The 14,091-nt window shown below is 69.7% G+C and carries 11 protein-coding genes, 1 tRNA gene and 1 pseudogene; 8 read left to right on the top strand and 5 right to left on the bottom strand.

Annotated elements, in window-relative coordinates; translation table 11 throughout:
* Window positions 1-82: 82 nt before the first annotated feature.
* Window positions 83-556: a MarR family winged helix-turn-helix transcriptional regulator gene (locus tag ACIQUQ_RS10310; protein WP_403973488.1), complete on the bottom strand. Its 474-nt coding sequence runs from the start codon at window positions 554-556 to the stop codon at window positions 83-85.
* Here ACIQUQ_RS10310 and ACIQUQ_RS10305 point away from each other — a divergent pair.
* From ACIQUQ_RS10305 to ACIQUQ_RS10295, 3 genes and pseudogenes are all read left to right on the top strand, one after another.
* A pseudogene (locus ACIQUQ_RS10305) lies at window positions 555-1,985 on the top strand (multidrug effflux MFS transporter); the annotation flags it as partial. The gene ACIQUQ_RS10310 and the pseudogene ACIQUQ_RS10305 overlap by 2 nt on opposite strands.
* A 65-nt stretch (window positions 1,986-2,050) precedes the next feature.
* Entirely contained in the window at window positions 2,051-2,209 is a 159-nt protein-coding gene (locus tag ACIQUQ_RS10300; protein ID WP_403973853.1) for an SDR family oxidoreductase, read from the top strand.
* A 29-nt stretch (window positions 2,210-2,238) separates the two neighbouring features.
* Complete coding sequence (locus ACIQUQ_RS10295) at window positions 2,239-2,667, top strand: NUDIX domain-containing protein (RefSeq protein ID WP_403973486.1); 429 nt, start codon at window positions 2,239-2,241, stop codon at window positions 2,665-2,667.
* Window positions 2,668-4,207: 1,540 nt separating this feature from the next.
* Here ACIQUQ_RS10295 and ACIQUQ_RS10290 read toward each other — a convergent pair.
* Window positions 4,208-4,278, bottom strand: a tRNA-Gly gene (locus ACIQUQ_RS10290).
* A 452-nt stretch (window positions 4,279-4,730) separates the two neighbouring features.
* On the opposite strand from ACIQUQ_RS10290, the gene dcd reads away from it, so the two are divergent.
* Both dcd and ACIQUQ_RS10280 read left to right on the top strand, forming a co-directional pair.
* Complete coding sequence (gene dcd / locus ACIQUQ_RS10285; RefSeq protein WP_399943575.1) at window positions 4,731-5,312, top strand: dCTP deaminase; 582 nt, start codon at window positions 4,731-4,733, stop codon at window positions 5,310-5,312.
* 8 nt (window positions 5,313-5,320) lie between these two features.
* A complete protein-coding gene (locus ACIQUQ_RS10280) occupies window positions 5,321-5,818 on the top strand; it encodes a phosphoribosyltransferase (RefSeq protein WP_399943572.1) in 498 nt (165 codons plus the stop codon).
* Window positions 5,819-5,899: 81 nt separating this feature from the next.
* Here the strand turns inward: ACIQUQ_RS10280 and ACIQUQ_RS10275 are convergent, their stop codons facing one another.
* A complete protein-coding gene (locus ACIQUQ_RS10275; protein WP_403973484.1) occupies window positions 5,900-6,832 on the bottom strand; it encodes a Yip1 family protein in 933 nt (310 codons plus the stop codon).
* Window positions 6,833-7,124: 292 nt separating this feature from the next.
* Here ACIQUQ_RS10275 and ACIQUQ_RS10270 point away from each other — a divergent pair, with 292 nt between their 5' ends.
* A complete protein-coding gene (locus ACIQUQ_RS10270; protein WP_403973482.1) occupies window positions 7,125-8,261 on the top strand; it encodes a hypothetical protein in 1,137 nt (378 codons plus the stop codon).
* A gap of 122 nt (window positions 8,262-8,383) precedes the next feature.
* Here ACIQUQ_RS10270 and ACIQUQ_RS10265 read toward each other — a convergent pair whose 3' ends face one another.
* Together ACIQUQ_RS10265 and ACIQUQ_RS10260 are read right to left on the bottom strand one after the other, a co-directional pair.
* Complete coding sequence (locus tag ACIQUQ_RS10265) at window positions 8,384-10,651, bottom strand: (Fe-S)-binding protein (RefSeq protein WP_403973480.1); 2,268 nt, start codon at window positions 10,649-10,651, stop codon at window positions 8,384-8,386.
* Window positions 10,652-10,759: 108 nt separating this feature from the next.
* On the bottom strand, window positions 10,760-11,323 hold the full coding sequence (locus tag ACIQUQ_RS10260; RefSeq protein ID WP_403973478.1) for a sugar transferase: 564 nt from the start codon (window positions 11,321-11,323) through the stop codon (window positions 10,760-10,762).
* 289 nt (window positions 11,324-11,612) lie between these two features.
* On the opposite strand from ACIQUQ_RS10260, the gene dnaK reads away from it, so the two are divergent.
* Window positions 11,613-13,463 carry a molecular chaperone DnaK gene (gene dnaK, locus ACIQUQ_RS10255; RefSeq protein ID WP_403973476.1) on the top strand — a complete coding sequence of 617 codons (1,851 nt, stop codon included), beginning with the start codon at window positions 11,613-11,615 and terminating at the stop codon, window positions 13,461-13,463.
* On the top strand, window positions 13,463-14,083 hold the full coding sequence (gene grpE, locus ACIQUQ_RS10250) for a nucleotide exchange factor GrpE (RefSeq protein ID WP_399943558.1): 621 nt from the start codon (window positions 13,463-13,465) through the stop codon (window positions 14,081-14,083). The genes dnaK and grpE overlap by 1 nt, the downstream gene beginning before the upstream one ends.
* Window positions 14,084-14,091 lie beyond the last annotated feature (8 nt).

Raw genomic sequence — 14,091 nt, 5'->3', positions numbered from 1 at the left:
GGGCCGGGCCGGGCCGCCGGAGTGGTCGTGCGAGGGCCGGGCCGGGCCGCCGGAGTGGTCGTGCGGAGCTCGGTCCGGTTCGTCAGAGCGCCGCGTCGAAGGCGGCCAGGTCCTCGATGAGCCGGGCGGTCAGGTCCGGCGGGAGGCGGCGGCCGAGGAGTTCCCGCAGCTGGGCCGCGTGCGCGTCCAGCGCGGCGTGCAGCTTCTCCCGGCCGAGAGGTGTGTGCCGGAGGAGGAAGGCCCGGCCGTCGCAGGGGTCGGGTTCGCGGCTGACCAGGCCCTTCGCCAGGGCGCGGGCCACCAGGCGGGTCGTACCGCTGGAGGTGAGTCCGATCGCCTCGCCCAGCGGTGCCGCCTGGGCGGTGTGACCCGGCTGCTGCCACAGCCGCAGGAGCAGCTCGAACTCCGGCCCCTCGAGACCGGACGCGGCGGCCATGACGGGCCGGGTGCGGTTGTGCAGCAGGTGGACGACGCGGCTCAGGTGGCCCAGCAGCCGCACGCCGTCGGTCTCGGCGAGCCGGTCGATCTCCGCGCCGGGGGCGGTGGTCTCTCCCATGCGCCCATCCTCCGCCATCCGGACGCCACGTCCGGAGACCGGCACCGGTGGCACCCTTGAAAAACTACCTGCGTACGCAGGTATATTTACGGGCATGAGTGTCATACGCCCCCGCTCGACCGGTCTCCCGAGTGCCGGAACCGGCTCCGAAGGCGGCTCCGGCTCCGGAACCAGCCCCGGCTTCAACTCGGGCTCGGGCTCGGCACCCGGATCGGGCTCGGGCTCCGGCGCCGGCTCGGGCGCCGGCTCCCGCGCCGAAGCCGCCGTGGCCGTCCGGCCCCCTGCCGAGCGGCCGGGCGTACGGATGGTGCTCGTGCTCGGGGCACTGTCCGCCTTCGGGCCGCTCAGCCTGGACATGTACCTCCCCGGCCTGCCCCAGCTCGCCGGGGAGTTCGGCGCCGCCGCCTCCGACGCCCAGCTCACCCTGACCGCCTGCCTGCTGGGCCTGGCCCTGGGCCAGCTCGCCGGCGGCCCGCTGGCGGACGCGTTCGGCCGCCGCCGCCCGCTCCTGTGGGGCCTGGCCGGCTACGCCCTCGCCTCGCTCCTGTGCGCCTTCGCCCCCTCCGTCGGGGCCCTCACCGGCCTCCGGTTCGTGCAGGGCCTCGCGGGCGGCTTCGGCATCGTGATCTCCCGGGCCGTGGTCTCCGACCTCTACTCCGGCACCGCCGCCGCCCGGGTCTTCTCCCTGCTCATGGTGGTGAACGGCGCGGCGCCGATCCTGGCCCCGCTGGTCGGCGGCCAGATCCTGCGGCTCACCGACTGGCGCGGGGTGTTCGTCGCCCTCTCCCTGATCGGGACGGGCATCCTCGCCGCCGCGGCGCTCGTGCTCGGCGAGACGCTGCCGCCCGGGGCGCGGGCCGTCGGCGGACTGGACCGCACCGTACGCGGGTTCGGGGCGCTGCTGCGCGAACGCCGGTTCCTCGGCGTGACGTTCACCGGAGCCTTCGGCTTCGGCGCCCTGATGGCGTACATCGCCGGCTCGCCCTTCGTGCTCCAGCAGGTCTACGGGCTCAGCGCGCAGCAGTTCAGCCTGGTCTTCGGCGCCAACGCGCTCGGCATCGTGGCGATGGGCCGGCTCAACGCCCGCCTGCTGCGCCGCGCTCCGGTGCGGAGGCTGGTCGGGTACGGGGTCGCGATGTGCGCCGCGGGGGCCGCGCTGCTGCTGGCCGCCGCGCTCGCCGGGCTCGGGCCGGCCGCCGTGCTGCCCGCCCTGCTGCTGGTGGTCTCCAGCATCGGGCTGCTGGGCCCCAACACCGCCGCCCTGGCCCTGGACGGGCGACCGCGCAACGCCGGCACCGCCTCGGCGCTGCTGGGCCTGTGCCAGTACGCCCTCGGCGGGGTGGCCGCCCCGCTGGTGGGGCTGGGCGGGGCGGCCTCCGCGCTGCCGATGGCGCTGGTGATCGGCGCCTTCGCGGCCCTGGCCGTGCTGACCTACGCCGTGGTGGCGCCGCGCAGCGCGTCCGCGTATAGGCCGAAGAGGCGCGGCTCCTCGCCGTGCCCGCCCTCCCGGAGGACCAGATCAAGCGCCGGTGCGTCCCTCGCCGTGGACGGCCCGAGGACGCCGCGGCGCTGGTCGCGTTCCTCGTGGGTCCCTCCGTGTTGTTCATCACCGGGCAATCCGTCCACGTCGACGGCGGCCGGCTGCTGCACTGAGACGTCAACGAGCAAGGAGACAGACCGAAATGAAGGAACGAGTCCGCGCCGTCCTCGTCACTGCTGACGACACGATGCTGGTCATCCGCCGCACCAAGCCCGACATTCCCGAGTACTGGGTGCTGCCTGGCGGCGGCGTCGAGCCCGGAGACGAGTCCCGGGAGGCTGCCCTCCACAGGGAGATCCACGAGGAGATCGCGGGGAAGGCCGACATCATCCGCCTCCTCCACACGATGGAGTCCGACGACGAGCGTCAGCTCTTCTACCTCGCCCGCATCGCGGCCTGGTCCTTCGAGGACCGCACCGGCCCCGAGTTCAGCGCCGAGGGCCGCGGCGAGTACGCGTTGGAGGAGATCCCGCTGACCGTCGAGGGCCTCGACGGCATCGACCTCAGGCCCGAGGAGATCGCCCACGTCCTGCGGGACGCCCTCGATGACGGCACCCTGAGACAGGCTTAGAAGAAAACAAGCCCCAGGTCGCTGACCTGGGGCTTTGTCGTGGAGCGGATGACGGGAATCGAACCCGCGCTATAAGCTTGGGAATCACCCGGCACTTGAGCCCGGATGTAGTGTCTGAACTGCGAAAACACCCCAGAGGGGACCTGTTCGCGGCACGTCGCTGGGTCCCCTGATGACCCTTGTTGACCGGTGCTACTGGCACGTTATGGCACGCCCATTACGCCAACGGGGACCATGCGTAATGCACTCCAGCCCGCGTGGGATGCAACGCGTAGGTCCCCAGAGCCTCATGGATTTCGCGGCCAGGCTCATCGTCCCGGCATCAGCCGCGTCAGCGGCGCTGGGTCGGGATGGTCGCTCCGGGATCGGGGTCGTACGGCTGCCCGTCATCTCTTCGCGGCGCGCTTCGCTGCTCCGCGGCCGGCGTGCGCCTCAATCCAAGATCCCAAAAAGCCTGATACATGGCGCTGACTTCGATCTTCGAGCCGCGAAGAATGACCTATGTCAGGTCGGTTCTTGCTAGGAGGCGTGCGATGTTGCTCTCTGTGGATGTCGACCTCAGGGTCGAGTGGGACGCCCTACGAGTACGTGGCTGCTCGGCCTTGGATGCGCGAGCTGGTCGCGAGAACGCCGTTGTCAGGCTGTGTAGTTCTGGGGTGGCGGCAGCGGCGATCAGCCGGATGGCAGTCAGGTCCATATCTAGCATTCCGCTGCGTAGCAGTGGAGGAGCCCCTCCGGGTCGCGGCTGTGACGATGTGGGTGTTCGGCTCCTCGTGCGGTCTGTGAGGGCCGGCTGTCGGTGACGCCGGAGTGTCGGTCAGGCGAGGGGCTGGGCCTTCCAGGACTTGGCCAAGGAGCCGTCCCATGCAGACTCGGCTTCGTAGTCGAACGAAGCTGCTCGGCAACCGCGATTGCGGGCCCGGTTGCAGTGCACCCAACTGTCCTCGCTGGGCCCCCGCTCGATGGGCTGCCTGCAGTTCCGACACGTCGACCGCTCCGTGGCTGAGCTGATGCCCTCGGCGATCTCATCAATGCGCTCGAGTAACTCTGCCGCAGTCATGCCAGGGTCTTCCGAGGCCAGCAGGGCGACCAGTCGTCGGGCCTGCTGAAGGGTTGACGCGTTCAAAGTGATCCTGCTCCTGCGGTCGAGCTCCGTGTACCTGAAATCTTGCCCCCTGCTGCTAGTGGGTGTCCTGGTTTCGGTGGAGTCCCTGGGTCCGCTGCCCGGCGGTTCGAGGATTCGCCGGGATAGCAGCAATGTGGGGTTTGCCCTACAGACTCTGTTGGGACGACGGACGAATATGGGTCGTATGAGCCGCTGCTCCCAGTGCTAAACCGCCGCGCGCCTGGTCATTTCGAAGCGCGGATCGCCCTCAGGGCCGCCACCACGGAAGACCCAACGGTCCGCGCCCGCCAGTCCCCGGATAAGGGCACGTTGCAGGTTGCGCAAGGGTGAGGTGGTGCGCGAGTAGTGCGGGGCTCCTGATCCGGTCTAGACAACGACGAAGGCCCAGGTCTGTGACCTGGGCCTTCGTGGAAGAGCGGATGACGGGAATCGAACCCGCGCTATAAGCTTGGGAAGCTCATGTTCTACCATTAAACTACATCCGCATGGTGCATCGGTTGTGTGTGATGCATCGTCGCATACTGTACCCCATCCCAGGCCCCCGGCGGAGAAGCCGCGGGGCCCTCGTGTTGTTTCCGGTCAGGGATACGCGTGCGCGGGGCGGGAGTTGAGGCGTACCGTGGGCGGGCGGAGCGGCGCGTGGAGCGCGCAGTGGTTCATCCCCTAATGTGGCGATTCGTCGCAGTCGGCTCGTTGGGGAAAGGGACTCGATGGAGCACACCGTCGTCCGTTGTGCCGAAGGGCACGTATTCAGCACCGCCTCGTTCCCGATGCAGCAGCTCGGAGCCGGACGGATCGGGCCCGGGCGGCTCATCCGCTGCCCGCGCTGCGCACGGCTCCGGCACGCGGTGCCGGTGAAGCGGTAGCGGCTGACAGTGAGAGGCGCGCGGGCTGTCCTGATTGGGGCGGGGCCGCGCGCCTTGCGTATCCTCGGGACGTGCTTCTCTCAGACAAGGACATCCGGGCCGAGATCGACAGCGGACGGGTGCGCATCGACCCGTTCGACGAATCGATGGTGCAGCCCTCCAGCATCGACGTGCGTCTCGACCGGTTCTTCCGAGTGTTCGAGAACCACCGTTACCCCCACATCGACCCCGCCGAGGAGCAGAGCGATCTGACCCGGCTGGTCGAGCCCGAGGGGGACGAGGCCTTCATCCTCCACCCGGGCGAGTTCGTCCTCGCCTCGACGTACGAGGTCATCTCGCTGCCGGACGACATCGCCTCCAGACTGGAGGGGAAGTCCAGCCTGGGCAGGCTGGGGCTGGTCACGCATTCGACGGCCGGGTTCATCGACCCGGGCTTCTCGGGTCACGTGACCCTGGAGCTGTCGAACCTGGCCACGCTCCCGATCAAGCTCTGGCCGGGAATGAAGATCGGGCAGCTGTGCATGTTCCGGCTCAGCTCGCCCGCGGAGTTCCCGTACGGAAGCGAGCGGTACGGGTCGCGCTACCAGGGCCAGCGCGGCCCGACGGCCTCGCGGTCCTTCGTGAACTTCCACCGCACCGAAGTCAGGAAGTGAAGGCCGGTATGAGCGCAGTACGAGAGTCCCTGACGTACGAGGGCTTCGGCAATGCCGTGCGCGAGCTCGCGCAGACCATCGCCGACGACGGCTACGAGCCGGACATCATCCTGTCCATCGCCCGGGGTGGCGTCTTCGTGGCCGGCGGTCTGGCGTACGCCCTGGACTGCAAGAACATCCACCTCGTGAACGTGGAGTTCTACACCGGCGTGGGGACCACCCTCGAAATGCCCGTCATGCTGGCGCCCGTGCCCGACGCGATCGACTTCTCCGACAAGAAGGTGCTGATCGCGGACGACGTGGCCGACACCGGCAAGACCCTGAAGCTGGTGCACGACTTCTGCGTCGGCAACGTCGCCGAGGTCCGGTCCGCCGTGATCTACGAGAAGTCCCACTCGCTGGTGAAGTGCGAGTACGTGTGGAAGCGCACGGACGACTGGATCGAGTTCCCGTGGAGCGTCGAGCCGCCCGTGGTGAAGCGCGAGGGCCAGGTGCTGGACGCCTGAGTCCCGCCCCCGGACGCACGAAGGGCCCCCGCCGGAATCCGGCGGGGGCCCTTTCGTGTGGCTCGTGGGGAAGGGCCCCGGCTAGAGCGTGCCCAGCTTGATGATCGACAGCAGGGCGACCAGCTGGATCGCCGAGGCCCCGAGGGCCTTCGGCCACGGCAGGTCGTGCGCCTTGCTGATCAGCGACGTGAAGAGCGCGCCGGCGGCCACCCAGGTGGCCCAGCCCAGCACCTGCACCAGGGCGTGCTCGCCGCCCAGGAACATCGCGAAGACCAGCCGCGGGGCGTCCGTGATGGACATGACCAGCATCGACAGGCCCACGGTGGGCTGCCAGGAGCCGTCGCCGCCCAGCTGGCGGGCCAGCGTGTGGGTGACGGCGCCGAGGATCAGGCCGCAGACCACGAAGGCCACGCCGGCCGACAGCACGATCGGGACGGCCTTCGAGAGGGTGGAGTTGATCGCGTCCTCGCGCGTGTCGTCCAGCCCGAAGACCGCGAGCAGCCCGTACAGGAACGTCACGGCCAGCGCCGGGCCCCAGACGGCGTAGTCCCGCATCCGGAGGAAGGTCGGCCCCGGGCGCAGGACGATGCCGCTCAGGAGCTGCTTCCAGGGCAGCCGGGGGCCCGCGGGGGGCGCCGCCTGGCCGGCCTGGTAGGTCGCGCCGCCGCCGTACGGCTCCTCGCCGATCGAGAACGCCCGGGTGTGACCGGGGTTGTCCGCGGAGTAGGGGTCACCGTGTCCGGCGCCGTACTGCGGGCCGCCCTGGGGGGCGTGGCCGCCGCCCTGGGGGGCCTGGTGGTACGGGTCGAAGTACTCCGGCTCGCCCTGGCCGCCCGCAGTGCCGCCGCCCTGCTGGGGCCAGTGCTGCGGCGGCCCCTGAGAGGGGTACTGCTGCTGCGGGGGGTAGGGCTGCTGCCCGTACGGCGGCACCTGCTGCTGTCCGTACGGCTGCTGCCGCGGGGGTTGTTGGGGGGTGCGGTTGTCCCGGCCGCGTCCGATCCTGAATCCAGCCACGTGATCGAAAGTACCTGGTCGTCGCGGAGAGGGTGGGCGGGCGGCCGGAACCGGGGGCCTTTGCGGCTGAGCTGTGACATCCCCTAGGGGGACCCTGGGGGGTCTGCCTCAGGTCCGTTTTGTGGGGATCGGGGGCATTTACGGGGTCGTGGGGGACTCTGCGGTCGGCCGTTACATTCCCTACGGATGGTCCAGACAAATGGTGCGTAACTTCGTATCTGTCGCCACCGCAAGGGGCCTGGAAAACGAAGAACCGCAGGTCACGCACCCAACGAAGTCACGAGGAACCGTCATGCGCGCCATCCGTCGCACCGTCCGCACCGCCGCCGTCGCCACCGGGGCAGTCGCCGCCCTGGCCCTCCCGGCCCACGCCGCCTTCGCCGCCTCCCCGGCGCCCGCGGCCAACCAGACGGAGGCGGGCCAGACTGCCGGCGAGACCACGCCGGAGGTCCTGCCGGGCACGGACGAGGCCACGCCGGACGTGAAGCCGGAGATCCGGCCCGAGGTCCTTCCCGGCAAGCCCGACGTCACGCCGGAGATCCAGCCCGAGGTGAAGCCCGAGGTGAAGCCCGAGGTCCTCCCCGGCAAGGACAAGGAGAAGGACAGGGGCAAGGACGGGAACAAGGTCCGCCAGTTCGTCACCACGGTCCGCCTGGCCGACGGCTCGGTCGCCAAGGTCTACAAGATCGGCCCGAACCACTTCGAGGCCGTGATCTCCGCCAACGGCGTCACGATCGACACCCTCGTCTCCAAGGACGGCCGGCCGTCCTACGGCCAGAACAACGGCCTGCACGTGGTGCTCCAGCCCAACGGCACGGTGACCTCGTGGGTCGAGGGCGGCAAGAAGCAGCAGAAGCCGCAGCACAAGAAGCACGACAAGCACGAGCAGCGCGGGAAGAAGACCGTCCCGGCCGTCTCCGTCGCCACGGTCAAGATGCCCGACGGCCGCATCGCCAAGCTGATCAAGGGCGGCAAGAACGGCCCCCGCGTCGAGATCTCCATGCCGAACGGCAACCACCTTGGCACCCTCGACCTGAAGCACCCCAGCACCGTCAACGACGGCTGGACCTACAAGATCGTCAAGGACGGCAAGCGCGCCAAGTTCGTGGTCGTCGACTGCCGCAACGGCGGCGACAGCTGGGTCTACGACTTCCACGGCAAGCTCGTCGAGCAGTACAAGGCCGACCGCAGGACCGGCCGCAAGGCCGCCGTCGCCACCTCGGCCAAGGACGCCGGGGACACCCGCCAGGTCAAGGAGGCCACGGCCCACCAGGTGCTGCCCAAGGGCGGCGTGAAGGCCGGCGCCGAGGGCGTCGAGGGCAAGGGCTCCGACACCCCGGTCCTGGTCGCCGCCGGCGGCGGCATGGCCGCCGCGGGTGCCGCGGGCCTGGGCTTCGCCCTCCTGCGCCGCGGCCGCCACCAGGGCTGATCCCAGCCCCCGCACACGCGAACGGCCGGTCTTGCCACGGGGGGCAGACCGGCCGTTCGCCTTCGGCTGTGCGGTTGTGCGGTGAAGCGGTTGTGCGGTGGAGCGGTGCGGTGGCTACGCGGTTACTTCGCCGGCTCCGGCTCCGGCTCGGAGACGCCCTCGCCGTCCGACTCCGGCTCGACCGGGGTCTTCACCGAGTCCAGCAGGAGCTGCGCCACGTCCACGACCTGGAGCGACTCCTTGGCCTGGCCGTCGTTCTTCTTGCCGTTGACCGAGTCGGTCAGCATGACGAGGCAGAACGGGCAGGCGGTGGAGACGATGTCCGGGTTGAGGGACAGCGCCTCGTCCACGCGCTCGGTGTTGATGCGCTTGCCGATCCGCTCCTCCATCCACATGCGCGCACCACCGGCGCCGCAGCAGAAGCCGCGCTCCTTGTGGCGGTGCATCTCCTGCTGGCGCAGGCCCGGGACGGCGGACATGATCTCGCGCGGCGGCGTGTAGACCTTGTTGTGACGGCCCAGGTAGCACGGGTCGTGGTACGTGATCAGACCGTCGACCGGCGTGACCGGGATCAGCCTGCCCTCGTCGATGAGGTGCTGGAGCAGCTGCGTGTGGTGGATGACCTCGTAGTCGCCGCCGAGCTGCGGGTACTCGTTCGCGATGGTGTTGAAGCAGTGCGGGCAGGTGGAGACGATCTTCTTCGCCGACTTCGGCTTCTTCGTCGACTCGTCCTCGTCGTCCTCGCCGAACGCCATGTTCAGCATCGCGACGTTCTCCTGGCCCAGCTGCTGGAACAGCGGCTCGTTGCCCAGGCGGCGCGGCGAGTCACCGGTGCACTTCTCCTCGCCGCCCATGATCGCGAACTTGACGCCCGCGATGTGCAGCAGCTCGGCGAAGGCCTTGGTGGTCTTCTTGGCCCGGTCCTCCAGGGCGCCGGCGCAGCCGACCCAGTAGAGGTAGTCGACCTCGGACAGGTCCTCGACGTCCTTGCCGACGATCGGGACCTCGAAGTCGACCTCCTTGGTCCACTCGACGCGCTGCTTCTTGGCCAGACCCCAGGGGTTGCCCTTCTTCTCCAGGTTCTTCAGCATCGTGCCGGCCTCCGACGGGAAGGCGGACTCGATCATCACCTGGTAGCGGCGCATGTCGACGATGTGGTCGATGTGCTCGATGTCGACCGGGCACTGCTCCACGCACGCACCGCAGGTGGTGCAGGACCACAGCACGTCCGGGTCGATGACGCCGTTCTCCTCGGCGGTGCCGATCAGCGGGCGCTCGGCCTCGGCCAGGGCGGCGGCCGGGACGTCCTTCAGCTGCTCCTCGGTGGCCTTCTCCTCGCCCTCCATGGTCTTGCCGCCGCCGGCCAGCAGGTACGGGGCCTTGGCGTGCGCGTGGTCGCGCAGCGACATGATCAGGAGCTTCGGCGAGAGCGGCTTGCCGGTGTTCCACGCGGGGCACTGCGACTGGCAGCGGCCGCACTCGGTGCAGGTGGAGAAGTCGAGGATGCCCTTCCAGGAGAACTGCTCGACCTGGGAGACGCCGAAGACGTCGTCCTCGCCCGGGTCCTCGAAGTCGATCTCCTTGCCGCCCGAGGTCATCGGCTGCAGCGCGCCGAGTGCGGTCGCGCCGTCGGCGTTGCGCTTGAACCAGATGTTCGGGAAGCCGAGGAAGCGGTGCCAGGCCACGCCCATGTTGGTGTTGAGCGAGACCACGATCATCCAGATCAGCGAGACGCTGATCTTCACCATGGCGACGGCGTAGATGAGGTTCTGGATCGTGCTCAGCTCGAGCCCGTTGAAGGCCTCGACCAGCGGGTACGAGGCGAAGTACGCGGCCTCGTAGTGCTCGACGCCGTGGATGGCGCCCTCAAGGCCGCGCAGGGTGAGGATCGCGAGGCCGATGGTGAGGATCACGTACTCGACGAAGTACGCCTGCCAGGCCTTGGAGCCCGCGAAGCGGGACTTGCGGCCGGCCCGGGAGGGCAGTGACAGCAGCCGGATCACCATGAGGACGACGATGCCGACGACCGTCATCAGGCCGATGAACTCGGTGTAGAGCTCGAACGGCAGGAAGTCGCCGACGATCGGCAGCAGCCAGTCCGCCTGGAAGAGCTGCCCGTACGCCTGGACCAGCGTGGGCGGCAGCGTCAGGAAGCCGATCGCGACGAACCAGTGCGCGAAGCCGACGATGCCCCACCGGTTCATGCGCGTGTGGCCCAGGAACTCCCGGACCAGGGTGATCGTCCGTTCCTTCGGCCGGTCCGTGCGGCTGCCCGCCGGGACGGGCTGGCCGATCTTGACGAACCGGTAGATGGACGCCACGGCTCGGGCGAGCAGCGCGACGCCGACCACGGTCAGGACCAGCGACACGATGATCGCGGCGAGTTGCATTGGGGGCTCCTCGGGCGGGCACTTACTAAGCGGTAACTTATTCAGTCAAGCTGAGATTACCGCCCCCCACCGCCGCACTGTAGTCGTGCAGGCGGTGATCTGTGTCGCTCAGGCCGCCCTCACTTCGGCGCGGGGCGCGGCGGCCGCGGGGCGGCGGGCGCGGAGGGCCGCCCGGGGGGTCTGCGCGAGGATCGCGAGGTCCATGCCGAGCCAGTGGTGTTCGACGTAGTGCAGGTCGAGCAGGGCCATCTCCTCCCAGGGGAGGTCGGAGCGGGCGCTGACCTGCCAGAGGCCGGTCATGCCGGGGCGTACGAGGGCCCGCTCGCGCGGGATCCCGTCCCCGGGCGGCAGCGGGCGCGGCCCGACCAGGGACATCTCGCCGCGCAGCACGTCGAACAGCTGGGGCAGGCCGTCGAGGGCGTACCGGGTGACCCAGGGGGCCCCGCGGAACAGGTGGCGGTGGTACCTGGTGCCGCCCCGTCCCGTGACTTCTTCCCGTACGAGGGGGGAGCGGCGCGTGGTCAGGGCGAGCGCGGCGGCGACGGCGAGCAGGGGCAGTGCCGCGAGGGCCAGCGCGAGGGCGGCGCCGAACAGGTCCGTGCCGCGCTTGGCCGTGCCCGGCCGGGGGCGCGGGAGTGACGCCGGAAGCGGGGGCAGCGGGAGCGCGGGCATAGGGGCACCCTGCCGGTTCCGCCCCGAGGGTCCTGTCCGCCGCGCGTGCGGAGTCCCCCGCACGGCCGCCGACGCTCCCCCGTACTGCCGCCGGGCCGGGCTCCGCCCCGCTCGGCCCGACTTTCCGCTCCGGGGCGGGGCGGCGGGCCCGGATCCTGGTCGTCCGCCAGGCCGGGGTGAGTGTAAGGGCCGCGTAAGAGTTGAGCCGCATGGGCTCAGGTCTGTTGACGCGCGCGCGGCGTTGCGGCATCCTTGAGCCTGTTCCACTCAAGTCATGGAGGAATCAAAAATGGCACGTGCGGTCGGCATCGACCTGGGCACCACTAACTCCGTCGTCAGCGTTCTCGAAGGCGGCGAGCCCACCGTCATCACCAACGCCGAGGGTGCCAGGACCACGCCGTCCGTCGTCGCCTTCGCCAAGAACGGCGAGGTCCTCGTAGGCGAGGTGGCCAAGCGCCAGGCGGTCACGAACGTGGACCGCACCATCCGCTCGGTGAAGCGCCACATGGGCACCGACTGGAAGATCAACCTGGACGGCAAGGACTTCAACCCGCAGCAGATGAGCGCCTTCATCCTGCAGAAGCTGAAGCGCGACGCCGAGGCCTACCTGGGTGAGAAGGTCACCGACGCGGTCATCACCGTGCCGGCGTACTTCAACGACTCCGAGCGCCAGGCCACCAAGGAGGCCGGCGAGATCGCGGGCCTGAACGTCCTCCGCATCGTCAACGAGCCCACCGCGGCCGCCCTGGCGTACGGCCTCGACAAGGACGACCAGACCATTCTCGTCTTCGACCTCGGTGGCGGCACCTTCGACGTGTCCCTCCTGGAGATCGGCGACGGCGTCGTCGAGGTGAAGGCCACCAACGGTGACAACCACCTCGGTGGTGACGACTGGGACCAGCGCGTCGTCGACTACCTGGTGAAGCAGTTCGCCAACGGCCACGGCGTCGACCTGTCCAAGGACAAGATGGCGCTGCAGCGTCTGCGCGAGGCCGCCGAGAAGGCGAAGATCGAGCTGTCGTCCTCCACCGAGACGACCATCAACCTGCCGTACATCACGGCCTCCGCCGAGGGCCCCCTGCACCTCGACGAGAAGCTGACCCGCGCCCAGTTCCAGCAGCTGACCGCGGACCTCCTGGAGCGCTGCAAGACGCCGTTCCACAACGTCATCAAGGACGCGGGCATCAACCTGTCCGAGATCGACCACGTCGTCCTCGTCGGCGGCTCCACCCGCATGCCGGCCGTCGCCGAGCTCGTCAAGGAGCTGACCGGCGGCAAGGAGGCCAACAAGGGCGTCAACCCGGACGAGGTCGTCGCCATCGGCGCCACCCTCCAGGCCGGTGTCCTCAAGGGTGAGGTCAAGGACGTCCTGCTCCTCGACGTGACCCCGCTGTCCCTCGGCATCGAGACCAAGGGCGGCATCATGACCAAGCTCATCGAGCGCAACACCACGATCCCGACCAAGCGGTCCGAGATCTTCACGACGGCCGAGGACAACCAGCCGTCGGTGCAGATCCAGGTCTACCAGGGCGAGCGCGAGATCGCGGCGTACAACAAGAAGCTCGGCATGTTCGAGCTGACCGGCCTGCCGCCGGCCCCGCGTGGCGTCCCGCAGATCGAGGTCTCCTTCGACATCGACGCGAACGGCATCATGCACGTGACCGCGAAGGACCTGGGCACGGGCAAGGAGCAGAAGATGACCGTCACCGGCGGCTCTTCGCTCGCCAAGGACGAGGTCGACCGCATGCGCCAGGAGGCCGAGCAGTACGCGGAGGAGGACCACCGCCGCCGCGAGGCCGCCGAGACCCGCAACCAGGGCGAGCAGCTCGTCTACCAGACCGAGAAGTTCCTCAAGGACAACGAGGACAAGGTCCCGGGCGACGTCAAGACCGAGGTCGAGGGCGCCCTCGCCGAGCTGAAGGAGAAGCTCAAGGGCGAGGACACGGCCGAGATCCGCACCGCGACCGAGAAGGTCGCCGCGGTCAGCCAGAAGCTCGGCCAGGCGATCTACGCCGACGCCCAGGCCTCGCAGGGTGCCGCCGGCGGCGCTGCCGGTGACGCCGGTGCCCAGGCCGCCGACGACGACGTCGTCGACGCCGAGATCATCGACGAGGACAAGCCGAAGGGCGGCCAGGTCTGATGTCGGAGGAGACCCCGGGCTTCGACGAGAAGCCCGAAGTCCCCGCCGACGGCACGCCCGACGAGCCGAAGGCCGCCGACTCCGCCAAGGAGGCGGCGGCCCCGGCCGGGGACGCAACGGACGTGGCCCTGGTGGCCCAGCTGGACCAGACCCGTACGGCGCTCGGCGAGCGCACCGCGGACCTCCAGCGGCTCCAGGCCGAGTACCAGAACTACCGCCGCCGCGTGGAGCGGGACCGGATCACGGTCAAGGAGATCGCCGTCGCGAGCCTCCTGAACGAGCTCCTCCCCACGCTCGACGACATCGGCCGCGCCCGGGAACACGGCGAGCTGGTGGGCGGTTTCAAGTCGGTGGCCGAATCCCTGGAGACGGTCGTCGCCAAGATGGGCCTCCAGCAGTTCGGCAAGGAGGGCGAGCCCTTCGACCCGACGATCCACGAGGCCCTGATGCACTCGTACGCGCCGGACGTCACCGAGACGACCTGCGTGGCGATCCTGCAGCCCGGGTACCGGATCGGCGAGCGTACGATCCGCCCCGCGCGCGTCGCGGTGGCCGAGCCCCAGCCCGGGGCGCAGGCCAAGGCGGAGGAGTCGGAAGACTCCGAGCAGGACAGTGAGTAAGAAGTAGG

Origin of the sequence: Streptomyces sp. NPDC101118, from assembly GCF_044759445.1 — a bacterium.
Classification (GTDB): Bacteria; Actinomycetota; Actinomycetes; order Streptomycetales; family Streptomycetaceae; genus Streptomyces.
Note: the sequence above shows the minus strand (reverse complement) of the source record. Positions and strands in the feature narration are given on the sequence as shown.

What these genes read in the sequence shown, in the direction of transcription:
- ACIQUQ_RS10265 (WP_403973480.1), bottom strand. Translation starts at nt 10,651, where the DNA reads ATGCAACTCGCCGCGATCATCGTGTCGCTGGTCCTGACCGTGGTCGGC.
- dnaK (WP_403973476.1), top strand. Translation starts at nt 11,613, where the DNA reads ATGGCACGTGCGGTCGGCATCGACCTGGGCACCACTAACTCCGTCGTC.
- grpE (WP_399943558.1), top strand. Translation starts at nt 13,463, where the DNA reads ATGTCGGAGGAGACCCCGGGCTTCGACGAGAAGCCCGAAGTCCCCGCC.
- ACIQUQ_RS10295 (WP_403973486.1), top strand. Translation starts at nt 2,239, where the DNA reads ATGAAGGAACGAGTCCGCGCCGTCCTCGTCACTGCTGACGACACGATG.
- ACIQUQ_RS10310 (WP_403973488.1), bottom strand. Translation starts at nt 556, where the DNA reads ATGGGAGAGACCACCGCCCCCGGCGCGGAGATCGACCGGCTCGCCGAG.
- ACIQUQ_RS10280 (WP_399943572.1), top strand. Translation starts at nt 5,321, where the DNA reads ATGAGCGCAGTACGAGAGTCCCTGACGTACGAGGGCTTCGGCAATGCC.
- ACIQUQ_RS10270 (WP_403973482.1), top strand. Translation starts at nt 7,125, where the DNA reads ATGCGCGCCATCCGTCGCACCGTCCGCACCGCCGCCGTCGCCACCGGG.
- ACIQUQ_RS10260 (WP_403973478.1), bottom strand. Translation starts at nt 11,323, where the DNA reads ATGCCCGCGCTCCCGCTGCCCCCGCTTCCGGCGTCACTCCCGCGCCCC.